Annotated in this window: 19 protein-coding genes, 1 tRNA gene and 2 pseudogenes; 9 read left to right on the top strand and 13 right to left on the bottom strand. The window is 58.9% G+C overall.

Features of this window, described 5'->3' with window-relative positions; all coding sequences use genetic code 11:
- Positions 1–108: 108 nt before the first annotated feature.
- A pseudogene (acs, locus tag ACQVLG_RS13580) lies at positions 109–2,114 on the bottom strand (acetate--CoA ligase).
- A gap of 294 nt (positions 2,115–2,408) precedes the next feature.
- On the opposite strand from acs, the gene ACQVLG_RS13575 reads away from it, so the two are divergent.
- From ACQVLG_RS13575 to ACQVLG_RS13555, 5 genes are all read left to right on the top strand, one after another.
- Positions 2,409–3,023, top strand: a complete 615-nt coding sequence (locus ACQVLG_RS13575) for a YqhA family protein (protein ID WP_070218187.1) — start codon at positions 2,409–2,411, stop codon at positions 3,021–3,023.
- 82 nt (positions 3,024–3,105) lie between these two features.
- Positions 3,106–4,647: a fumarate hydratase gene (locus tag ACQVLG_RS13570; RefSeq protein WP_086144995.1), complete on the top strand. Its 1,542-nt coding sequence runs from the start codon at positions 3,106–3,108 to the stop codon at positions 4,645–4,647.
- A 67-nt stretch (positions 4,648–4,714) separates the two neighbouring features.
- On the top strand, positions 4,715–5,560 hold the full coding sequence (murI, locus tag ACQVLG_RS13565) for a glutamate racemase (protein WP_474295046.1): 846 nt from the start codon (positions 4,715–4,717) through the stop codon (positions 5,558–5,560).
- A 142-nt stretch (positions 5,561–5,702) separates the two neighbouring features.
- Positions 5,703–5,778, top strand: a tRNA-His gene (locus ACQVLG_RS13560).
- 422 nt (positions 5,779–6,200) lie between these two features.
- The gene (locus ACQVLG_RS13555; RefSeq protein WP_474295044.1) at positions 6,201–7,106 is read left to right on the top strand and encodes a hypothetical protein; all 906 of its coding nucleotides are present in this window, start codon (positions 6,201–6,203) and stop codon (positions 7,104–7,106) included.
- Between the two features lie 145 nt (positions 7,107–7,251).
- Here the strand turns inward: ACQVLG_RS13555 and ACQVLG_RS13550 are convergent, their stop codons facing one another.
- Both ACQVLG_RS13550 and ACQVLG_RS13545 read right to left on the bottom strand, forming a co-directional pair.
- Positions 7,252–7,593, bottom strand: coding sequence for a hypothetical protein (locus tag ACQVLG_RS13550; protein WP_474295042.1), 342 nt, complete (start codon positions 7,591–7,593; stop codon positions 7,252–7,254).
- Positions 7,594–8,114: 521 nt separating this feature from the next.
- Positions 8,115–8,672, bottom strand: coding sequence for a hypothetical protein (locus ACQVLG_RS13545; protein ID WP_474295041.1), 558 nt, complete (start codon positions 8,670–8,672; stop codon positions 8,115–8,117).
- 621 nt (positions 8,673–9,293) lie between these two features.
- On the opposite strand from ACQVLG_RS13545, the gene ACQVLG_RS13540 reads away from it, so the two are divergent.
- Positions 9,294–9,590: an addiction module antidote protein gene (locus tag ACQVLG_RS13540; protein WP_474295039.1), complete on the top strand. Its 297-nt coding sequence runs from the start codon at positions 9,294–9,296 to the stop codon at positions 9,588–9,590.
- A gap of 28 nt (positions 9,591–9,618) precedes the next feature.
- Here the strand turns inward: ACQVLG_RS13540 and ACQVLG_RS13535 are convergent, their stop codons facing one another.
- Positions 9,619–10,065, bottom strand: coding sequence for a response regulator (locus ACQVLG_RS13535; RefSeq protein WP_230538699.1), 447 nt, complete (start codon positions 10,063–10,065; stop codon positions 9,619–9,621).
- 288 nt (positions 10,066–10,353) lie between these two features.
- Between ACQVLG_RS13535 and ACQVLG_RS13530 the strand changes: the two genes are divergently transcribed.
- From ACQVLG_RS13530 to ACQVLG_RS13520, 3 genes are all read left to right on the top strand, one after another.
- Positions 10,354–12,477, top strand: a complete 2,124-nt coding sequence (locus ACQVLG_RS13530) for a TonB-dependent receptor family protein (protein WP_474295037.1) — start codon at positions 10,354–10,356, stop codon at positions 12,475–12,477.
- Positions 12,478–12,759: 282 nt separating this feature from the next.
- Positions 12,760–13,413: an FxDxF family PEP-CTERM protein gene (locus ACQVLG_RS13525; RefSeq protein WP_474295035.1), complete on the top strand. Its 654-nt coding sequence runs from the start codon at positions 12,760–12,762 to the stop codon at positions 13,411–13,413.
- Positions 13,414–13,673: 260 nt separating this feature from the next.
- Entirely contained in the window at positions 13,674–14,123 is a 450-nt protein-coding gene (locus ACQVLG_RS13520) for a hypothetical protein (protein ID WP_230538702.1), read from the top strand.
- 291 nt (positions 14,124–14,414) lie between these two features.
- Here the strand turns inward: ACQVLG_RS13520 and ACQVLG_RS13515 are convergent, their stop codons facing one another.
- From ACQVLG_RS13515 to rbfA, 9 genes and pseudogenes are all read right to left on the bottom strand, one after another.
- Complete coding sequence (locus ACQVLG_RS13515; protein ID WP_230538703.1) at positions 14,415–14,798, bottom strand: hypothetical protein; 384 nt, start codon at positions 14,796–14,798, stop codon at positions 14,415–14,417.
- A 156-nt stretch (positions 14,799–14,954) separates the two neighbouring features.
- Positions 14,955–15,527, bottom strand: a complete 573-nt coding sequence (locus ACQVLG_RS13510; protein WP_474295033.1) for a hypothetical protein — start codon at positions 15,525–15,527, stop codon at positions 14,955–14,957.
- Between the two features lie 166 nt (positions 15,528–15,693).
- Complete coding sequence (locus ACQVLG_RS13505; RefSeq protein ID WP_474295032.1) at positions 15,694–16,041, bottom strand: energy transducer TonB; 348 nt, start codon at positions 16,039–16,041, stop codon at positions 15,694–15,696.
- 60 nt (positions 16,042–16,101) lie between these two features.
- A pseudogene (locus tag ACQVLG_RS13500) lies at positions 16,102–17,847 on the bottom strand (methyl-accepting chemotaxis protein).
- Positions 17,848–18,381: 534 nt separating this feature from the next.
- Complete coding sequence (locus tag ACQVLG_RS13495) at positions 18,382–18,846, bottom strand: hypothetical protein (protein ID WP_474295030.1); 465 nt, start codon at positions 18,844–18,846, stop codon at positions 18,382–18,384.
- Positions 18,846–19,841 (bottom strand): tRNA dihydrouridine(20/20a) synthase DusA, encoded by a 996-nt coding sequence (gene dusA / locus ACQVLG_RS13490; RefSeq protein WP_474295028.1) that lies wholly within the window; start codon positions 19,839–19,841, stop codon positions 18,846–18,848. The genes ACQVLG_RS13495 and dusA overlap by 1 nt, the downstream gene beginning before the upstream one ends.
- Before the next feature lie 132 nt (positions 19,842–19,973).
- On the bottom strand, positions 19,974–21,806 hold the full coding sequence (gene typA / locus ACQVLG_RS13485; protein ID WP_230538709.1) for a translational GTPase TypA: 1,833 nt from the start codon (positions 21,804–21,806) through the stop codon (positions 19,974–19,976).
- 342 nt (positions 21,807–22,148) lie between these two features.
- Complete coding sequence (truB, locus tag ACQVLG_RS13480) at positions 22,149–23,084, bottom strand: tRNA pseudouridine(55) synthase TruB (protein ID WP_474295025.1); 936 nt, start codon at positions 23,082–23,084, stop codon at positions 22,149–22,151.
- Between the two features lie 2 nt (positions 23,085–23,086).
- Positions 23,087–23,503 (bottom strand): 30S ribosome-binding factor RbfA, encoded by a 417-nt coding sequence (gene rbfA, locus ACQVLG_RS13475; RefSeq protein ID WP_076569135.1) that lies wholly within the window; start codon positions 23,501–23,503, stop codon positions 23,087–23,089.
- Between the last annotated feature and the right edge of the window lie 97 nt (positions 23,504–23,600).

Raw genomic sequence — 23,600 nt, 5'->3', positions numbered from 1 at the left:
TCTACGGACTGCCAAAGTTATTTACCGTGGGGTAAAAGTTAAAGCTGGCAACGACAAGCAGCAGCCCAACAGAGGCCGTGGTCGGCCCCCGCAGGGACCGACCTTTCATTACGACGCTTCCTTCAACTGATCCAGAATCGCCGGGTTTTCCAGGTCGACACGTCTTGCGTGATCGTCTCGCCCTTGGCCAGCACGCGCAGCAGGCGGCGCATGATTTTGCCGGAGCGGGTTTTTGGCAGGTTGTCGCCGAAACGGATTTCCTTCGGCTTCGCGATCGGGCCGATTTCCTTGCCGACCCAGTTGCGCAGCTCCAGGGCCAGTTTCTTCGCTTCCTCGCCCGTCGGACGCGCTTGCTTGAGCACCACGAAGGCGCAGATCGATTCGCCTGTCGTGTCGTCCGGACGGCCGACTACTGCCGCTTCGGCCACCAGCGGGTTGGCCACCAAGGCCGATTCGATTTCCATCGTGCCCATGCGGTGGCCCGACACGTTCAAGACGTCATCGATGCGGCCCGTGATGGTGAAGTAGCCCGTGTCCTTGTTGCGGATGGCGCCGTCGCCTGCCAGGTACATCTTGCCGCCCAGCTCTTCCGGGAAATAGCTGGACTTGAAACGCTCGGGGTTGTTCCAGATCGTGCGGATCATCGATGGCCATGGGCGTTTTACGACCAAAATGCCGCCCTGGCCGTTCGGCACGTCCTGGCCCGCTTCGTCGACGATGGCGGCCATGATGCCTGGCAATGGCAGGGTGCAGGAACCGGGGACCATCGGCGTGGCGCCCGGCAATGGCGTGATCATGTGGCCGCCCGTTTCCGTTTGCCAGAAGGTATCGACGATCGGGCATTTCTCGCCGCCGATGTGCTTGTAGTACCACATCCACGCTTCCGGATTGATCGGCTCGCCGACCGTGCCCAGCAGGCGCAGGCTGGTCAGGTCGTAGTTGCTTGGATGCACTTTCGGGTCCACGTCGGCGGCCTTGATCAGCGAACGGATGGCCGTCGGGGCCGTGTAGAAGATGCTGACCTTGTGCTTCTTGATGGTTTCCCAGAAACGGCCCGCGTTCGGGTAGGTCGGAATGCCTTCGAACACAACTTGCGTGGCGCCCACGGCCATCGGGCCGTACGCGATGTAGCTGTGGCCCGTCACCCAGCCGATGTCGGCCGTGCACCAGAACACGTCGTCCGGTTTGATGTCGAAACTCCACTTCATCGTCAGCGCGGCCCACAGCAGGTAGCCGCCGCTCGAATGCTGCACGCCCTTCGGCGTGCCGGTGGAACCCGAGGTGTACAGGATAAACAATGGATGCTCGGCATCGACCCATTCCGGTTCGCATTGCGCGCTCTGGCCTTCGACCAGGTCGTGCAGCCAGGTGTCGCGGCCGGCCACCATCGGCAGGTCGCTGCCCGTGCGTTTATACACGATGACGTTTTTCACGCACTCGCAGCCGCCCAGCGCCAGCGCTTCGTCGACGATGGATTTCAATGGCAGCTTCTTGCCGCCGCGCAATTGCTCGTCGCCCGTGATGACGGCCACGGCGCCCGCGTCAATGATGCGTTCCTGCAAGGATTTTGCGGAAAAGCCGCCGAACACGACGGAATGGGTGGCGCCGATGCGCGCGCAGGCTTGCATGGCGGCAACGCCTTCGACGGACATCGACATATAGATGATGACGCGGTCGCCCTTGGCGATGCCCTTGGATTTCAGGCCGTTGGCGAACTTGCAGACCTTTTCGTGCAGCTCTTTATATGTTGCCTTGGTAACGGTGCCGTCGTCCGCTTCGAAGATGATGGCCGTCTTGTCGCCCAGGCCATTTTCGATGTTGCGGTCCAGGCAGTTATACGACACGTTCAGCTGGCCGTCTTCGAACCATTTGTAGAACGGGGCGTTGTCTTCGTTCAGGGTGCGGGTGAACGGCTTTTTCCAGCTCAGGTTCTCGCGCGCCAGCTTGGCCCAGAAGCCTTCGTAGTCGCGTTCGGCATCGGCCACCATGGCGCGATAGGCGTCCATGCCGGAAATCGTTGCCTGTGCGGCAAACGCAGCCGACGGTTCAAATACGCGCGACTCTTCCGGTCCCTGCTGCTCAGTGCCCTGCCCTTGGTTCTCTATAGCGGCCATGCTAGTCTCCAGTGTAGTAATTGTTTGCTAACACAATATTCCTGCTGTCTTACGGACGCCTTACAGTCGGCGTTTTCCTCGATCCATTCTAACCATAATCGCCACAGGCGACGGGCGTCAAGGGTGCGCCGCCCAGCATTCTGGATGGAAAAACTGATAACACGCCAACTACTTGATGCCACTTTGCGTTTCATCAAGGCCAAGAATCCAGATCGAGGGCATGCGCAGTGATCAGCAGCAAGTGTAAAATGTCGGGCATACCAAAAATTGGTATTTACCCCCAGGAAACTCCAGATGATCGACCATTCACAAAAACCCAAACATAGCAAACTGCATCCCCTGTCCGCCTTCATCTTCATGTCGCGCTGGCTGCAGCTGCCGCTGTACCTGGGTTTGATCCTTGCCCAATGCGTGTACGTATTTCATTTCTGGGTGGAACTGTCGGACCTGATCGGCGCCGTGTTCGGCAATGATGCGGCCCTGCAGCACGTCTTGACGGCCGTGGCCGTACCGGGCGGCGCCCTGCCGACCAAGCTCAATGAAGCGACCATCATGCTGGTGGTCTTGGGCTTGATCGATGTGGTCATGATCTCGAATCTGTTGATCATGGTCATCATCGGCGGCTACGAAACGTTCGTCTCGCGCATGCACCTCGACGACCATCCGGACCAGCCGGAATGGCTGTCGCATGTGAATGCGTCCGTGCTGAAGACGAAGCTGGCGATGGCCATCATCGGCATCTCGTCCATCCACCTGCTGAAGACCTTCATCAACGCCAACTCGTACAAGATCGAAGTGATCATCGCGCAAACGGTGATCCATATGGTCTTCATCCTGTCGGCGATGGCGATTGCGTACACGGACCGCATCATGACCGTCACGCAAAATCAAGCCAGAGCACCACACTAAAGAAAGAAGCCCCATGGCTGCCAGCGGCGGCCATGGGCTTTCAGCAAAGAGTCTTACCCTTCTTATCCACCGCGAGAACACCATGACTGTCATAAAGCAAGAAGACCTGATCGAATCCGTCGCCGCAGCGTTGCAGTACATTAGCTACTACCACCCTGCTGATTACATCGAGCACCTGGCGCGCGCCTATGCGGCCGAACAAAGCCCGGCGGCAAAGGATGCGATCGCGCAAATCCTGACCAACTCGCGCATGTGCGCGGAAGGCAAGCGTCCTATCTGCCAGGACACGGGTATCGTCAACGTCTTCCTGAAAATCGGCATGGGCGTGCGCTTCGAAGGTTTCAGCGGCACGGTCACCGACGCCGTCAATGAAGGCGTGCGCCGCGCGTACAACTTCGATGACAACAAGCTGCGCGCCTCCATCGTGGCCGACCCGCATTTCGACCGCAAGAACACCAAGGACAACACGCCAGCCGTGGTGCACATGGAACTGGTCGAAGGCAATACCGTCGACGTGAAGGTCGCTGCCAAGGGCGGCGGCTCGGAAAACAAATCGAAGATGATCATGATGAACCCGTCCGATTCGCTGGTGGACTGGGTCATGAAAACCGTGCCGACCATGGGCGCCGGCTGGTGCCCGCCAGGCATGCTGGGCATCGGCATCGGCGGCACGGCCGAAAAGGCCATGCTGATGGCAAAAGAGGTGTTGATGGAAGACATCGACATGTTTGAGCTGAAACAACGCGGCCCGCAGAATAAACTGGAAGAATTGCGTATCGAGCTGTGCGACAAGATCAACTCGCTGGGCATCGGTGCACAAGGCCTGGGCGGCCTGACGACCGTGCTCGACGTGAAAATCATGATGCACCCGACGCACGCCGCGTCGAAGCCGGTCGCCATGATCCCGAACTGCGCCGCCACGCGCCACGGCCACTTCGTGCTGGACGGCTCCGGTCCTGCCTACATGACGCCGCCATCGCTGTCGTCGTGGCCGGAAGTGCACTGGACGCCGGACACGGAAAAATCCAAGCGCGTCGACCTGAATACCCTGACGAAAGAAGAAGTCGCTTCGTGGACGCCGGGCCAGACCTTGCTGTTGAACGGCAAGATGCTGACGGGCCGCGACGCCGCGCATAAACGCATCCAGGACATGCTGGCCAAGGGCGAGGAATTGCCGGTCGACTTCAAAAACCGCGTGATTTACTACGTCGGCCCGGTCGACCCGGTGCGCGACGAAGCCGTCGGCCCGGCCGGTCCGACGACGGCCACGCGCATGGACAAGTTCACCGACATGATGCTGGAAAAGACGGGCCTGATCGCCATGATCGGCAAGGCCGAACGTGGCCCGGTCGCCATCGAATCGATCCAGAAGCACCAGTCGGCTTACCTGATGGCCGTGGGCGGCGCCGCCTACCTGGTGTCGAAAGCCATCAAGCACGCCAAGGTGCTGGGCTTTGCCGACATGGGCATGGAAGCGATCTACGAATTCGACGTCGTCGACATGCCGGTCACGGTGGCCGTCGATGCGAAGGGTACGTCGGTGCACAACACGGGCCCGAAAGAATGGCAGGCGAAGATCGAGCAACTCAATAGCGTCAGCAAGATTCCCGTGACGGTCGCTTAAACAAGCTCTACCATAGACGCCGCGCGGCAACATCAGCGCGGCGTTTTTTTATCTACTCCGGTTCCCCATGACTTCTATTGCAAGCAATGCCCACCCAGACGCGCCCATCGGCATTTTCGACTCTGGCGTGGGCGGCCTGTCCGTGCTGCGCCATATCCGCGCGCAGCTGCCGCAGGAAGATTTGATTTACTTTGCCGATTCCGCCTACGCGCCGTATGGCGACAAGACGGAACAGCAAGTGGTCGACCGTTCGCTGGCGATCACCGCCTTTCTATTGCAGCAAGGCGCGAAAGCACTGGTGGTGGCGTGCAACACGGCCACCATCGCCGCCATCAAGGCGCTGCGCGCGCGCTACCCCGACCTGCCCATCGTCGGCGTCGAACCGGGCCTGAAACCGGCGGCAAGCATCAGCCGCAACAGCAAGATCGCCGTGCTGGCCACGGAACGCGCCTTGCGCGGCGACAAGTTGCTGGCCCTGCGCGAGCAGGTGAGCGCCGCCACAGGCGCCACGTTCATCTTGCAGCCATGCATCGGCCTGGCCGACCGCATCGAACAGTGCGAGCTGGGCCACGACCCGCTGGACGCCACCAGCGCCATGCTGGAGCGCTATATCGCCCCGATGCTGGAACAGGGCGTCGACACCCTTGTGCTCGGCTGCACGCACTACCCGTTCGTGCAGGACGCCATCGAACGCACGGTGCGCGCGCATACGCAGGAAACGATCACCTTGGTGGACACGGGCGAAGCCGTGGCGCGCCAGCTGGCCCGCCTGCTCGATGCGGCCAGCTTGCGCCGCATCAACAACGATGCGCCGCAACTGCAGGGCTACACGACGGCCAAGGTCGAATCCTTGGCGCAAGCCTTCGCCGGTTTGCTGGACTTGCAGCCGCCCGTCGCACACCTGTCCGTGTGAACGGTGCGAGCAAAAGCGGCCGTTTTCATGCAATCTTTCGATTCTTTAAAAAAGACTGCATTTAGATTTGCCACTTCGCCGAGTTCTTTGTATAATTCGGCACCTGTTCAGCAAAACAGCTAAACAGGTAAGTAAGACAGTGGTGGCTGTAGCTCAGTTGGTAGAGTCCAGGATTGTGATTCCTGTTGTCGTGGGTTCGAGCCCCATCAGCCACCCCACAGAATTAGCGGTAAATAAAAAGGGTTACATGCTTCGGCTTGTAACCCTTTTTTTTGTGTTTTCCAACGGTTTTTCTTATTTTCCAACGCTGTCAGGGCTGTGGCACCAACTTGCAGCCACAATGTTTGCAGATTCGCGCATCCTTTATTACCAGCTCCCTGCAGTCAGGACACTTGACGTGGGTACGGGGTGATGGGGCGGACTTATCTTTTTCAACCGATGGCATTACTGCCACAGCAATCAGGCTCAACGGCCCGAAAAGCAGGCCCAACAAAAACCAGACGCCGGCAAAACGGGCTTTGCTATTGGCCACAATCCAGCAAAGTACGGCACTCCCTAACCAGACAAATGCAAAAACTTCCATTATTTTTCCCCCCCCAGCAAAACACCATGATGCCATATCAAAAGGCTCATACAAAGAATGCAAGAGGACATCAGCCAGTGCAGACGTCTGCACTGGCCACACCAACTTGAAAACTTAGAACAACCTGGCTGGCTCGGCCGCCCTATCCCAGCGGTAGATGATCAGCTCTTTGCGGTCGACCGCTTTGCCGCCACCGCCGACGTTGTATTGAATGCCCGTGGCATCCATCCGGAAACGCGCAAATACCCGCCTGATATCCGGGTGGTCATTCAGGCTCAGGATAGCCAGGCCGTGCGGCACGCGTTGGTCGCCCATGCGGGAGGGAATCGATGCGTAATCAAACGAGCCAGGCCGGGCCAGCGGCGCGCGCACCATATTGGTGGTCGACAACGGGCGCTTTTCAAGAACATAACGGCTGCCAGCAACCTGCGGCCGTTCCATATCGATGGCAAAACGAAGGAAGGCGTGCTCGTCACCAGCGCCAAGCGCAAGAAGGGGCAGGCCGAGGTGATGAAATTGCGTGAGTGGTCGACCAGGTTGCGCGTAGTCGTTGCACGAGCAGAACAGACGCACTCGGTGCCGCGCCAGTTTCTGTTCGCCAACTCAAAAGGCCAGGCGTACACGCGGTCGGGGATGGGGTCAGTATTGCAGGATGCCATGTTCGAGTGGATAGCGTCGTTTGACGCCGAGGCTGCCGCCGCACTAGCTCGCAAACGGGCTGCCGAGCTGGAATATATTCTGGCGTATAAGAAGGGGCTGAAAGTGGCGAAGTACGAGGCCGACTACAGGCTGGCAGACCACGCACAGTATTTTTCACTGCAGGATATCCGGCCAGCCGCCATCACAGCCAAGTTCGACCAGCGTAACGTCGACGCGTATGATTTTGCCGCTCATGCCAACCCAAGCACCACGCACAAACACTATGATCGTAGGAAAGTAAAAAAGGCTGGCGCCACCGAATAGCCTCCCTGGCAGGTGCTTGAAATATCAGTCTGCAATATTTGCACCCAGCACCACCAAGAGGTTGAAGCAACTTAGCTGCCCACATTCGCGCTCAATCTAATCCAACACGTTATCGAAACTCAATTGCTGTGATTAGTAGCGACTCTCACGGAATTTTTTCACACATGGGACGTAACTGACCTTCAACCTCTTTAGTAGTGACCTTGGAACCATACAAGCGGTCTACTACCTGATGCCACTGCAATTTATCTTCATCAGCTGCGGCAACTTTAATTAGCAAATCCTCGATATTTTTATGTGCTCGCGCAACCGGCACCTTATTATCTCGCCAAGTCGGGATATAAGATACTACTCCAACAATTAAGTTACAGTCTTGTCGTTTTGTGGAAAAATCTGCTGGATTTAGGTACAAATTTGGCTGGCGGGGTTCCGCGCCAAAGGCCACTAATGGAATGCAAGCTATGGCGATTATTAGCAAGGCTTTCACTAATTTTTTCCCTTGTTATGCAAAAAATGTTTGATAGACTCAATATTAGCCAAAACCTCGTGTGATCGAGGAGCTCTTTTTTCAACTTCATCAAGATAGATTCTTAGATACCTAGAGCGGGGCGACTCTGCGAAGGCCTCTTCGACAACCTCGTCAGCCCAGTCTGCAGCTTCAATTGCATTATGGCCCCTTACCACCATCGTGACGGTAAGTTGAAGTTGAACAGCCATTTTTTGAAGCTCATTCATCCTAGCAGTGAAGGTTCGCGTTGCGAAAATTTCATTTAGCAACTTTAAATATGCCAGCGGCCATTTTTAATAGTACCTCGCCCGCCGAGCCAACTGCGAACAAAACCATTCCAGAAATAACTGCACCGACTACTGCCTGAACTGTCCAATGCCAGAATTGTCGGCCTTCGCTGATGAACTCTATTGACGGAAACACGGCGGAGAGGCCTCTCTGCAATACGGGTAGCAAAAAGCTCCAAATGTTTGAACACATTAACAATGTAAATGCGACTATCAATATAAATCCATTAGGTGAAGCGACGTAATCACCAAACGCTTACCCAATGAAATGCTGAGGATAAAAAATAATGTAACCCCGGTCAGCTGTATCATTAACTGAAAAAGAGTCGATCTCACCACACCATATCGCGTGCGATATTTCCGCATTAGATTGGATAACACTCCGAACGCTGCCCCGCATAAGCGTGAGCTATCGGCGGAAACCGTCAGAAAGCAATTTGGATTAGCATTATCAAAAATCATCTCGATAAATACGCCATCTTGTCGGCTTGTATTTGTACTCTGCCCCGTTTCCAACGTAAGCGTTAGTCGCTCCACGACGTTCGCCCTGGAAAATCTGTCAATTAGGTCTCGACGGCTATAGAGGCGATCTCCTTGCCCATCGTGCCGTATGACGTATGTATAGAAAGGAAGCAGAGGCTGGGAAGGCGGAAACCCAGCCGCATCGCGCAATTCAATGGCCAAGCTTTCGATAGCCTCACAAAGTTCGTCAACCCGGCGGAGATCCAAGGACACATTTTTGATTTGTAAATCACGCAAAAAACTACCCATACGTCCTCCGCTTTACCAGTTGCAAGGATTATAAGTCCAGAAGGCAATATGGTACAGAGACAAGCCAGGCTGACGATAGTGCCAGCCGATTGGACTCTTAGCGCTCACAAGAACTTTCCAACGGGTAGCCTGCAGGCCGCATAGGCTAGTGAGGAAAAATGAATGATTGTTGGAAGATTAAATTGTTAAGCCTTTGATTTATAATAATAAATCTCCCCTCAACGCTAGGATTGTGATTCCTGTTGTCGTGGGTTCGAGCCCCATCAGCCCCCCCACAGAATTAGCGGTAGATAAAAGGGTTACATGCTTCGGCTTGTAACCCTTTTTTCATTTCCGCGCACATGCATGAGGCAACATCAGCCCTCCCCCTTCAGCAACATGCCAGACGAGCGCATCAGCGAACGCAGCCAGCCTGCGCGCGGCAGTCACACTTGAGACTACGCTTGATTTTCCGTATCCCCAAAAATACACTTGTGTATGTGTAAAAAGCATCCATACCACCGCCACGTTCGATGGTTGGTTCAGCAAGCTGAAGGATCGGAAAGCTCTTTCCGCATTCAGGCTCGCATGAGCGTGCCGAAGATGGCAACTTCGGCGATTGCAAACACTCCAGGAGGTCTGATGGCACAAAAACTCAACAAGTGGGATAGTGCGCAGCACCTCAAAACCGATGAGGATATCGTCGCCTACTTTGAAGCTTGCCTGGAAGAAGCTGGCGACGACGCATCCTTCATCGCCAAAGCGCTTGGCAATATTGCCAAGGCGCGTGGCATGACGCAACTTGCCAAAGACACGGGACTGGGACGAGAAAGTTTGTACAAGGCCCTGTCCGGCGAAGGCAATCCGAGCTTCGACACCATTTTGAAGGTGACGCATGCACTCGGCTTGCAATTCCGCGCCGCAGCGCTGACCACCTGACCGCCCATCCGCCACAACAGCGAAGAAACTACCCCGCCAGCACCGACTGCACCGTCGTCGCCAGGTCTTCCAGGCGCACGGGTTTCACGAGGAAGTGGCGGAAGCCCACGGCCAGCGCGTCGTCCATGTACATGGGCAGGCTGTGGCCCGTGACGGCGATCAGCACGGCGTTGGCCGTTTCAGGATTGTGGTGCAGGCGGCGGCCGATTTCGATGCCGCTGATGCCGGGCATTTCGATGTCGAGGTAGACGGCGTCGGGCACGCACAGCTTGACTTGCTCGACGGCCATCTGCCAGTTGCGCACCACCACCGCATGGTGGCCCAGCGCTTCGAGCAGCATGGCCAGCGATTCGCCCACTTCCTGGTTGTCGTCGACCACCAGCAGATTGAGTTTGCGCGCAGCACTTGCCGGCTGGTCGCCCTGGCGGCGTTCCACGGAGGAACTGCCTGGTGTCGTTTCAGTTGTCTGGCTCATTGTACGTTCACGTCTGACGGCTGCAAAAACGGGAGTATACAAGAAGCGCGCGCAATGCCGCCGCACCCGAGCAATGGTGCCAAGCAACAATCCAGACACCCTGCTGTACCGCGCCAGCAACACTTCCCCACCCGCGCGCGGAGAAAGCCAGCCCTACGCAGTTTGCGCAATTGACGGATAAAATGAGAATCATTATCATTATCATCCCCTTGCGCCGGATGCCTACGCCACGATGTTGTCGCGCCGCCTGAGCGAACGCGCAAACATTGTCATTACGGAGATCCATGCATGGCCGCCACTCTTTCCCCACTGCCGTTTTCCCTGCGCCCGTGCGCGCTGGCCATCGCCCTCGCCTGCCTGGGCGCCCCGCTTGCCGCACAGGCACAGGACGCCAATAGCGCCAGTACAGCCGATAACGCCGGCCCCATCCTGGAATCGATCCAGGTCAGCAGCAATCTGCTGGGCACCAGCATGGCCGCCAGCACGAAGAATTTCGCGGGCGCCCGCACGGTGGTGCAAAGAGACGATATCGAGAATTCGGGCGCGGCCAGCCTCAGCGACGTGATGCGCCGCATTCCCGGCGTACAGATCAGCGACAACTCGGGCAGCGCCGGCAGCGCCATCTCCCTGAATATCGGCGTGCGGGGCCTGGCCGGGCGCTATTCGCCGCGCAGCACGGTGTTACTGGATGGCATCCCGATGTCGGTGGCGCCGTATGGCCAGCCGCAACTGTCGTTCGCGCCCGTCAGCCTGGCCAATATCGAGACGGTCGACGTGGTGCGCGGCGGCGGCGCCGTGCGCTTCGGCCCGCAAAACGTGGGCGGCATCATCAACTTCAAGACACGCCGCGTGCCCACCACGCCAGGCATCACGGGCGACGCCACCGTGCGCTACAACTCGTACAGCGAAGTGGGCCACAATACGCAGGCCAGCGTCTTTGCCGGCACCCAGCTCGATAGCGGCCTGGGCCTTGCCGTGCTGTATTCCGGCATCCGCGGCAGCGACTGGCGCGTGGGCAGCGACGAGAAGGTCAACGACTTCGCCCTGAAATTCCGCTACGACCTGAGCCCCACGGCCGAGGTGTACGCCAAGCTGTCCTACTACGACGTGACGTCGCGCACGCCGGGCGGCCTGACCACCGCCCAATACAAGGCCGACCCGTTCCAGAACACGCGCCCGACCGATTACTGGAGCGGCGAGCGCAAGGCTGTCGACATCGGCTACCTGAACGCCATTTCCAGCACGCAGGAATTCGAAGTGCGCGCCTATTACAACAAGAGCTCGCGCGAAAGCACCCTGATCAACGCTGGCCGCACGGGCCTGGGCCGCCAGCCGCGCAACTATGAAACGACGGCCATCGAGCCCCGCTACACGCAGCGCTTCACGACCGGCAAGGTATCGCAGGACATCACCGTCGGCTATCGCTACCTGGCCGAACGGGCCGACGAGACCATCTACAACATCGTCATCGCCAGCGGTGTAAAGCAAAAGCCGACGCGCTTCGCCGACAATGCCACCGATGCGCAAGCCGTGTATATCGATGACAAGATCGCCATCGATGCCTGGCGCATCACGCCCGGCGTGCGCTTACGAACACACATCAAGACGGAACGCTTCAACCACTTGCCGGTCGACCAGAAGATCGAGTTGCTCAACAACAAGGCCCTGCCTTCGCTGAACGTGGCCTACTTGCTCAACAACAACGTGACCCTGTTCAGCAACTACAACAGCTCGTTTGGCGCCGTGCAAAACACGCAGCTGAACTCGCAATCGGACAAGAATCCGCTGCAGCCGGAACTGGCCAAGACGGCCGAACTGGGCGCGCGCTGGAAGAGCGGCCAGCTGTCGGCCGAAGCGACCTTGTTCAATATCAAGTTCGACAACCAGATCCAGTCCGTCGGCAGCGGCGAAAACGTCGTCTTCTACAACGTGGGCGCCACGCACCACCGGGGCCTGGAATCGGCCGTCGACTACCGCTTCGACAAGTCCGGCCCGCTGGCCGGCTTGAACGCCTACGCCACCTACACTTACACCAAGGCGACCTTGCAGGATGGCGCGAACGCGGGCAACGACGTGCCCTTCTATTCGCGTACCACGGATACCGTCGGCGCCCACTACCAGCTGGGCGCCTGGGGTTTCGATTTGTCGAGCAGCCACCAGAGCCGCCAGTTCGCCGACGAGGCCAATACCGTGGCGGAAAATCCGGCCGGCAGCCTGGGCGTCATTCCAGGCTTCCGTACCTGGAACACGCAAGTGAAATGGACAGTGCCGGGCCGGAAGGGCCTGGAGCTGGTCGCCGGCGTCAACAACCTCGCCGACAAGCGCTACTTCACGCGCACCTCGGACGGCAACCTGGGCAAACTGGTGGGCGCGCCGCGCATGCTCTACCTGCAGGGACGCCTGGCGTTCTAGGCGCACCTATCACAACCTGCATCGCCGTCACGTCGATGCAGGTTTTTTTCGCCTGTCCTGTCACAAAGATGCTTAATGCAAGCCTAAACATGGCCGCCTCACCCTCGAGGCTGACAATATTAGTTCGCCATGGAAATTATTTTCAATTTAAACACAGATAATTTCATAATTACAAATTTTTTAGCGAGAAACATCTACTTCCGGTGAGTTTTAGTGATATTCTTTAATATCATTTAAGAAATTAAATTAATCATTAAATAAGATAACAGACCATACATGAACATGCCTGCCACCCTCATCAAGATCGCCGCACTCACTTCCCTGATCACTGCCGGCGCCGCCAACGCCGCGACCGAACTGGTCGTCAACGGCAGCTTCGAAAGCAATGCCATCAACACGCCGTTCGCGCAACTGAGCGCCGTCACAGGCTGGACTTCGTCCGTCAGCGGCAATACGGCGTTTGAAATCCAGAAGGGCGCCACGCAAGGCGGCCTGAGCGGCTTCAATCCCGTTGCCGCCGCCGGCACGCAATACCTGGAACTCAACGCCGCGCGCCTGACCTCCGTGTCGCAAGCCATCGCCACCACGGCCGGCGGCACGTATGCGCTGTCGTTTGCCTATTCGGGCCGCCCGAATACGCCAGGCGGCGCGAGCAGTCTGATGAATGTCTACTGGGGTTCGACCCTGCTCACGCCAACGGCTCTGGTCGGCACCACCACCGGCGTGTGGCAAACCTACAGCCAGAACGTGACGGCGCTCGGCTCGTCGAGCCTGCTGCGCTTCGAATCGGTCGGCCCCGTCTCCGCGCCGACCTATGGTTCCTACCTGGATAACGTCTCGGTGACGACGGCCGTGCCGGAACCGGAAAGCTACGCCATGATGCTGCTGGGCCTGGGTTTGCTGGGTTTCATGGCGCGCCGCAAGAACGCTGCCTGAGCCTGAACGAGCGTCGCGAATCAGCCGCCCCGCCACCATGGCCGGGCGGCTTTTTTCATGGGAAAACGGGAGCATAATTTTCAGGAAATGTTGCCAAGAAGAATTAAATTGGCGCTACAATAGGGGGGTATCAAGCAATGCCAAGCATCGCTCCGCCAGGGCCCCTACCCCGCCCTGATCATCAGCACGCATTTTTTGAACAGGATGACTGGCGCTGCCGGGCCCGATTGTGCTCCCGGCACGGCCGCCACACACGCACCATGTCCGCAGAAAAAACCATTACCGAAACCAGTTCCTACGGCAAGGAAACGCCCGTGGGACGTCCCGACATCGATGGCCGCGCCGGCATCTTCGTGCCCACGGCGGAATTTGACATCGACAACACCACCACCATCCGCAAGGGCGCGGGCATCGTCGGCTTCGGCAACCTCGATGGCACCCTGACCGTGTATTTCGAAGCGAACCGCTTCGACGAAAGCAATCTGCACAAGTGGGAACACAAGGCGCGCAAGGCGTATGACCGCATGGTCATGGGCGCGCCCACGGTGTCGAAGGCGAAGATCGATGCGCGCATGCTGGAGCAAATCGGCATCATCGATGGCATGGGCATCAATCTCAAGCATCCGGAACGCCTGACGCACTGGCTGGCGATCTCGAACGTGCCGGACACGGCGCCGGAAGAGCCGGTGCTGCGCTGGAAAAACCGCTAAGCGGCAGGACAGCCAGGCAGCGACGAGGTGTTGTCCTACATGGCGGCGGACATTCATCCGATGCCCAAAGGCATCAATTCAACCTATGATGAAAGCCTGACCACACCTCACACACTCAGGAGTACGACATGTCCCGCCTCATCCCGATCAGCTTTGGCGCCTTGCAAATAGGTCTGGCAGCGGCGGCGATGTACATCCTGTGCTCGGCGGACGTGCTGCACCAGAGTTCCGTGTATTTCCACTGATGTCATCAGGCGCCGCCGCAGTCCGTCACCGGACAACGCGCGCCGGCTAGCGCCTGCCGTGGTAACGGCCATGCCCGCCCCAGCCGCCGCGGTGTCCACCGTAGCGCCCAAAGCCAAACACGAAATCAAGCCCGATCGATACGGGCGGATTGTAATAATACGGTTGCGGCGCGTAGACGGGTGCCGGCACATATACGGGCTGCTGCACGTACACCGGCTGCTGCTGCACGTAGACGGGTTCATTCGTGTATTCGACGCGCGGCGCGCTCATCACGCGGCCCGACTGCACCGGTTCGGACGAGACCGTATGCCATTCATAGGGATTGTAGGCCGCCTGTGGCGCGCGCGAACCGTAATACGCGGGCCCGGGCGGCGCCACGGCGCAGCCACCGAGGGCGGCCAGCGAGATTACTGCCAACAGGGTTTTCATCGCAATTCTCCTCTTGTACCAATACCGATCTCTAATGAAGTACTATAAGAAATTACGCCGTGCTTTGCTGTGCTTTTACCTATTGTTACACCCCGACGCACGCCGCAACATGAAATGTCGCAATCGCGCCACAAGCGGCGCACGCGGCATGTTTCCTCAGATAAATGGAATCGCACAGGTGTCGATGGCCTTGCCGGCCGCATCGTAGCGCTGCACGCACACCTGGTAGCGCACGCCGTAATCGAGCTCGACCTGCTCGACCTTGCCATACTTCAATTTCCAGCTGGGCTGCACGCGCTGCTTGCCCGCCAGGGCCGGCACATCCTGCGGTATCGCCATCGCCGTCTGCGTCTCGCCCTGGCGCGCGTCCTGGCGCCGCGCCACCTCGATCGATACGCTCAGCGCCACGTCCACGCCGCCGTCTACAAAGCTCAGCGTGGGTGCGCTGCGCTGCGCCCGCATCACGCCCCAGGCGCAAGGCGTGCCGCCGGCCTCGCACTGCTTCAATTGCGCCAGCGGGAAATATTCAGGGGCAATCTTGCCATCCTTGATGGGCCAGCTGGTGCGCACGCCGTCGCGCTTGCCCGTCAGGGGATTGTCCCAGCTCAAGCTGTTGACGACGGCGACGGTTTGTCCCGCCTGCAAGCCGACAGGCGTGCCCAGCGATGCGCAGGCGGAAAGCAGCAAGCCGGTGGCCGCCAGGGAAGAAAGTGTCAGGATGCGCTGCATGGTAGGCCTCTTGTGGTGGGAGATCCCGAAGGTATGTTTCGAGGGTAACAGAATCGGCGGCGCCGGCGCCGTTGGCTGGCGCACATAACAATACGGGCGGCGCCCTCGCAGGCGCCGCCCGTAGCGGAGAATGCATGCCGGGAGTTACCTCCCAGCAATATATGGATCAGTCCAGCTTCCAGGCGTAATCGACCTTGGTCCAGGTTTGCGCAGCAGCGCCATCCTTGGTGCCCGGCTTGAACTTGCACGCGGACAGAGCCTTGATGGCGGCCTTGTCCAGGTTCTTGAAGCCGCTGCTCTTCTCGATTTTCGAATCGGCAACGCTACCGTCGGCGTTGACCAGGAAAGACATCGAGACGGTGCCCTGCTCTTCGTTCATCAGCGAGGCTTTCGGATAGTCGGCCTTGCAGTTCTTGGCATCGAACGACGCCGGTACCTCGGCCGCGAAGGCGGCGGAAGAAACGGATACCAGCAAGGCTGCTGCAACACTCATCAAACTCTTATTCTCAAACATGTGCTTCCCCATGATTATCAGATACGGTAATTTCGATTTCCTGTGCGCTGTTGGCCGCGCTTAAAACTCTTCCCACTCATCATTGCTGCTCGCCGCTGCCGCCTTGCGCGGCGCCGGGGGCGGCCACGGGTGCGGCCGCTTCCACCTTGCGGGTCAGCGACTTGACCGGGCGCAATGCCGGCGCCGGCTTGCGCGCGGCCACTGGCGCCGCGGCGGCGGCCACGGGGGCCGGCACGTACGCCGCCGGCTTCTCTTCGCCTTCGACCAGCTTGAAGATGCTGACCACGTGGGCCAGTTCGGCCGCCTGGTCCTGCAAGCTTTGCGCCGCGGCGGCTGCCTGCTCCACCAGGGCCGCATTTTGCTGCGTCATGCCATCCATTTCGATGATCGACAGGTTGACCTGCTCGATGCCGGCGCTTTGTTCCTGGCTGGCACTGGCGATCTCGCTCATGATGTCGGTGACGCGGCGCACGCTGTCGACCACTTCGCCCATCGTCACGCCGGCCTGGCCCACCAAACGCGTGCCGCGTTCCGTCTTCTCGGCCGAATCGTCGATGAGGATCTTGATTTCTTTCGCGGCGCCAGCGGAGCGCTGGGCCAGGTTGCGCACTTCCGACGCCACCACGGCAAAGCCGCGGCCTTGTTCGCCGGCACGTGCCGCTTCCACGGCCGCGTTCAGCGCCAGAATATTCGTCTGGAAGGCGATGCCGTCGATCACGCCGATGATGTCGACAATTTTCTTCGCCGATTCATTGATCGAACTCATGGTGTCGACCACTTGCGAGACCACGGAGCCGCCTTTCAGGGCCACGTCCGACGCGGTGGCGGCCAGTTTATTGGCTTCGCGCGCATTGTCCGCATTCTGTTTCACGGTCGAGGTCAGCTCTTCCATGGCCGACGCCGTTTTTTCCAGCGCGCTGGCCTGCATCTCCGTACGCGACGACAGGTCGATATTGCCGTCGGCAATTTCGCGCGAGGCCGTGCCGATGGTTTCCGTGCCGACGCGCACCTGGCCGACGATGCCCACCAGGCTGTTGCGCATTTCCTTCATTTCCGCCAGCAGGCTGGAATTATCCGATGGCTGGGTGTGGATGCCGATCGACAGGTCGCCATTGCGATGCTGCCGGCGATCGATGCCGTGTAGTCAGGCTCGCCGCCCAGCTGTTTCAGCAGGCCGCGGGTAATCACCAGCGCCGCCGCCACGCCCATCGCCACGGCCAGCACGCCGAGGATGATCATGAACAGGCGCGCGCTGTCGAAGGCCTTGCGGGCATCCGATTGCATCTGCTCATTGAGCTTGTCTTCCAGCACGGCCAGTTGCTCCAGCGCTTCCATCCATTTTTTCTGTACCGGGCGGATTTCCTTGATCATCACGCGCGTGGCGCCTTCCGCATCGTTGGCCATCCACAGTGCCGACGCCTTGGCGATGGCTGGCATGGCGGCCGCCTCGTATTCCTTGATCGAGGCCAGCAAGGCTTTTTCTTCAGAGGTCGACTCGATGGCGAATTTCTCTTCGAGCTTCTTCTGCGTTTCCTGATAGGTGCTGGTCTGCGTCTTGATACGTGCCATTTCCGGCTCCATATCGCCCGCGTCCGTCATCAGGGTGAGGATGCGCAGCGAGGTGATGCGGTCGCTGACGTTGCCACGCATATCGATCACCAGGCGGGTGACGACGTTGTTGACATTGATCACGTGATCGAGACGTTCCTGGATTTGCGCCATCCGCGCGATGCCGAGGACGGTCACGGCCACCAGCAGAACCAGTACCAGGGCGAAACCCAGGCCCAGGCGGGTACCAACCTTCATTTTTGCTAAATTCATTTCGGCTCTTCGTAAATGAAACTATTGATAAGGATTTTTGCCCGGCACGACAAGACGAAGGCTGCGTAACACCGGCATCCGCCCTTACCCATTGGTATGCTGGCGGTATCCGGCCGCACGCAGCCTGGGGTACTTCCTGATCTACAACAGCCCTGAAAACGCCAGTGACTGCGAATGCAAACTTGTTCCACACCCTGAATTTTTGACACTGATGATGCGAGATCAACATCAAACATTCATATGAGAAATATTTGTCTATAATCAATTATAGGTGTAAATTTTGCCTCAAAGCAAGCAATAAGTACCTGAATAAATGGCAGATTAACTTTCTTCGGGGAAATGGCAACAACGCCGATTCTTGCCCCATAGAAACGCCCCACGACAGTGCGGGCGTGCGCCGAAACAGCGCATTTACAACACATGGCATAGCCATATTGCATCGTTTTGGGAGGGGTGCTCAGAGGAGGGGGAAGTACGGACAATACCACTGCGCAGGGGCAGCGGTATAGACAAGTTGGATCAGCTGTCCCAGCTGCAATGCATCACATAGGCGTGGCACTCTGTGCCGAAGACAAAGACGCTCCAGATGGCGCCCAATTGGCCGGCAAGGCTGCGCTGGCCAGACAATACCAGTTGATACCAGTGGGGCTCGCCGCGCAGCAGTTCGGCCAGTTCGCGCTCGAAACCGTCATATAAACGCGCATCGAACGGCTGGCGGTCCGCCTCGCTCATGGGACGAATACGCTCCAGCAGCCACTGGCGCGGCGTGCAGGCGATGCCGCTGCATGCCACGCTCTCGAGCGGCTGCAAGGACACGCCCTCCGGCGCAATCCGCAGCACGCGGCACAGCGCATCGAGCGATGCCTGCGGCGCGACGGGTCCCAGATACTCGCAAAGAAACAGGCTGCCGTCATCCTTCAGGGCGCTGACGGCTTGCAGGTAACCATGCAACTGCTGTGCATGGGCGTGGCAGTCGCCGCTCATTACGCGGGCAGCGACAGGCGCGCCGCCGCTTCCAGCAGCAAACGGGGGTCGCCCGATGCCAGCTTCTTCGAGTCGGACAAGGTCTGGCGGAAGCCGCGCGCGCCGGGCAGGTTTTGCATCAGGCCCAGCATGTGGCGCGTCACGCTGTTCAGTTTTAATCTCCCCGCTTCCTTCTCCAGCTGCGCGCTGATATACGGAATCATCGCCTCGAGCACTTGCTCGCGCGTTTTCACGGGCGCGTCGTCGCCGTAATAGCGCTGGTCGAACTGCGCCATCACATACGGGTTGTGGTAGGCCTCGCGGCCCAGCATCACGCCGTCCAGGTGCTGCAAATGCAGGTCGATCTCATCGAGTGTCTTGATGCCGCCGTTGATAATGAACTCGAATTGCGGAAAATCACGCTTCAAACGGTAGGCATAGTCATACTTGAGGGGCGGCACTTCGCGGTTTTCCTTCGGACTCAAGCCTTTCAGGATGGCGTTACGCGCATGCACAATAAATGTCTTGCAGCCGGCATCGGCCACGGTGCCGACGAAATCGCGCACGAAGTCGTACGATTCGCTGTCATCGATGCCGATGCGGTGTTTCACGGTGACGTCGATGTCGACCACGTCGCGCATGGCTTTCACGCAGTCGGCCACCAGCTGCGGCTCGGCCATCAGGCAGGCGCCAAACGCGCCTTTTTGCACGCGCTCGGACGGGCAGCCGCAGTTCAGGTTGACTTCGTCATAGCCCCACTGCTGGCCCAGCTTCGCGCTGGTGGCCAGGTCTGTCGGATCGCTGCCGCCCAGCTGCAGGGCGACGGGATGCTCTTCCTCGTTGAAGCGCAGATGGCGCTCCACGTCGCCGTACACGAGCGCGCCCGTCGTCACCATCTCGGTGTAGAGCCAGGTGTGACGCGTGATTTCGCGGTGGAACTTGCGGCAATGGCGGTCGGTCCAGTCCATCATGGGGGCGACGGACAGGCGGCGGGAAGGCAGGGAGGACGTAGTCATAGGATCAATAAAAACAGGTCAATACACAACAGCTTCTACAAACAACAAACCCGCTGCGCGCATCACCGGTTAAAGTCATGCGGCGCAGCGGGCCGAAAGCGGCATGGACGTCAATCCATGCTCACGCGGGTATTACGCGTCGCGCGACGCTTTTTTACGCTCGTGCTCTTTCAGGAAGCGCTTGCGCAGACGGATCGATTTCGGGGTGATTTCCACCAGTTCGTCGTCCTCGATGAATTCGACTGCGTATTCCAGCGACATCTGGATAGGCGGCACCAGGCGCACTGCTTCGTCGGTACCCGACGAACGCACGTTGGTCAGCTGCTTGCCCTTGATCGGGTTGACGACCAGGTCGTTGTCGCGCGAGTGGATGCCGATGACCATGCCTTCGTAGACCGGGTCATTGTGCGACACGAACATGCGGCCGCGATCTTGCAGTTTCCAGATAGCGTAGGCAACAGCGGCGCCGTCGTCTTGCGAGATCAGCACGCCGTTGCGACGGCCAGCCATTTCGCCACGGGTGTTGTCGACTGGCGCGTATTCGTGGAATACGTGGCTCATCAGGCCGGTGCCGCGGGTCAGGGTCATGAATTCGCCCTGGAAGCCGATCAGGCCACGTGCCGGGATCAGGTACTCGAGACGCACGCGGCCCTTGCCATCCGATTCCATGTTTTGCAGGTCGCCGCGACGACGGCCCAGTTCTTCCATGACGCCGCCCTGGTTGGCTTCTTCCACGTCGACCGACAGGTTTTCAAACGGCTCGTGGCGCACGCCATCGACCATCTTGAAGACCACGCGTGGACGCGATACGGCCAGCTCGAAGCCTTCGCGACGCATGTTTTCGATCAGAATCGTCAGGTGCAGCTCGCCGCGGCCCGATACTTCGAAGATCGTGTCGTCGTCGGTCGGCGCTACGCGCAGAGCAACGTTGGCTTTCAATTCTTTTTCCAGACGGTCACGCAGTTGACGCGAGGTAACGAACTTGCCTTCGCGGCCAGCCAGTGGCGAGTTGTTGACCATGAAGTTCATGGTCAGGGTCGGCTCGTCGACGGTCAGCATCGGCAGCGCTTCAGGCGTGTCCACTGCGCACAGGGTCGAACCGATGCCGATTTCATCGATACCGTTGATCAGGCAGATGTCGCCGGCGACGGCTTCGTCCACCAGCACGCGCTCCAGGCCCTTGAAGTTCAGCACCTGGTTGATGCGGCCTTTGATTGGCGTGGCGCCTGGGCCATTGATGACCAGCACGTCTTGACCAACTTTAACGGTACCGCGGTTGACGCGGCCAATGCCGATCTTGCCGACGTACGACGAGTAGTCCAGCGAAGTGATCTGCATTTGCAGCGGGCCTTCCGGATTGTCGTCACGTACTGGAACGTGTTCCAGGATGGCGTCGAACATCGGCTTCATGTCGCCGCCGCGCACGTCTTCGGTCAGGCCGGCATAGCCGTTCAGGCCCGAAGCGTAAACGATAGGGAAATCCAGTTGCTCGTCGGTAGCGCCCAGCTTGTCGAACAGTTCGAACGTCTGGTTGATGGCCCAGTCCGGACGTGCGCCTGGACGGTCGATCTTGTTGACGATCACGATAGGCTTCAGACCCAGTGCCAGCGCCTTGCGCGTGACGAAACGGGTTTGCGGCATCGGGCCTTCCTGTGCATCGATCAGCAGCAGAACCGAGTCCACCATCGACAGAACACGTTCCACTTCGCCGCCGAAGTCGGCGTGGCCTGGGGTGTCGACGATGTTGATGTGGGTGCCTTCGTACTCAACGGCGCAGTTCTTCGACAGAATCGTAATGCCGCGCTCCTTTTCCAGGTCGTTCGAGTCCATGACTCGGGTGTCGACCGCTTGGTTTTCACGGAAGGTGCCGGACTGGCGCAGCAGCTGATCCACCAGCGTGGTTTTGCCGTGGTCAACGTGGGCGATAATGGCGATATTACGAATTGCGCGTTTTGTATTTGACATGGTCGTAGTAGTTACTGAAAAACTGCGGAGTGCGTACAAGATGTACGAGATACCCGAATGCTAATCTATTTCCGGAACCGCGTAGTATAGCATGTTGCGTTGCAACGCTATCTAAAAATGCTGGCGGCTCCCGCAGTCGGGGACGGTTTGTTTAAAAATACGACACCGGGTTAGCAGTGTCGCTGATCAATATGACTTGACCATGACTTACCTATGACTTAACGACACCTGACAAAACCGTAGCGAGCGGAAGGGAGTTGTGGCTAAGAAGCGCAGCTGTGCGCATGCACAGTGAGCATCGCAGGCCGCAAATCACGACGCGCAGTAGGTTTGGTCAGGTGGTCACTGATGCGCTGTGGCGATCAGCCGTTCGGGCGCCAGGATGCTGTACTCCTGCAACTGGCCCGTGCCCAGCAATTTGGCGTCGTGATACACGCGCACCCTGCCCGGTTCGGCTGGCACGGCGACATCTTCCTTGCCCAGCGCGATGCGCTGGCCATGCAGGAAACGCTTGGCCAATTCTTCCGTCAACTGGACGGCGGGGAAACTCGACAATAATGCATCGACGGGCGCCAGCAGACTCAGCGGCGCGGCATGCGCCGTCAGCTCATCGAGCGTGACGACGCCGTCCAAAGTCAGGTTGCCGACCTGCGTGCGGCGCAAGGCGTTCAGATGGCCGCCGCAACCGAGGGCATGGCCGATGTCTTCGCCCAGCACGCGGATATACGTGCCCTTGCTGCACATCACGGACAATTTCAGGAACGGGGCTTCGTAGCCGAGGAACTCGAGCTTGTGGATGGTCACCGGACGCGCTTCGCGCTCCAGCGTGATGCCTGCCCTTGCATACTCATATAAGGGCTTGCCGTCCCTTTTCAAGGCCGAGTACATGGGCGGCGTCTGCAGGATCGGCCCGCGGAACCGCGCCAGCACGGCTTCGATCTGCTCTTCGGTGACGTTGACTTCACGCGTTTCCAGCACTTCGCCTTCCGTGTCGCCCGTATCCGTCGTCTGCCCCAGGTGCACCAGGGTTTCGTAGGTCTTGTCGGCTTCCAGCAAGTCCTGCGAGAACTTCGTCGCCTCGCCAAAGCACAATGGCAGCAAGCCCGTGGCGAACGGATCCAGCGTGCCCGTATGGCCCGCCTTTTTCGCGTTCAAGACACGCTTGGCCTTGATCAGGGCGTCGTTGCTGGACCAGCCCACGGGCTTATCGAGCAGCAAGACGCCGTCGACCAGGTCGCGCACCCGCTTGATGCCGGGCGGTTTCTTCGGTCCGGCCACTGTTATTGCTCGTCCGCTTCTGGTTTGACATCCGGCTCGGCATCGGCCGCGCGCGTGGCGTTGGCCTTGTCGATCAGCAAGGACATTTCCATGCCGCGCGAAGTCGAGCTGTCGTGCACGAAATGCAGCATCGGCAGGGTGTGGATGTGCAGGCGCTTGCCCAGCAAGCCACGGATGAAGCCGGCTGCGGCCATCAGGCCCTCGGTGGTGTTCTTGATGGCTTCCTTGCTGTCTTTCAACATCGTGAAAAACACCTTGGCGTGCGCGTAATCGGGCGTGATCTGTACTTCGGTGATGGTGATCATCGTGCCCACGCGCGGGTCTTTCAATTCGTAGGCGATGATTTCAGCCAGATCGCGCTGGATCTGGTCCGCCACGCGCAAGCCGCGCGCCGGCATGGTTTTGCTATGTTTAGCCATGATTTTATGCTGTCCTAAGTGCCGCAGGGCGCATGGGTCAAACGGTTGCCCGTTGACCAATGCGCCCCACGTGTTTGCGCGGACAACGATATGTCCG

The organism is Janthinobacterium sp. TPC_1 (genome assembly GCF_056037845.1).
The sequence above is the reverse complement of the archived record's forward strand: the minus strand, read 5'-3'. Positions and strand labels throughout refer to the sequence as shown.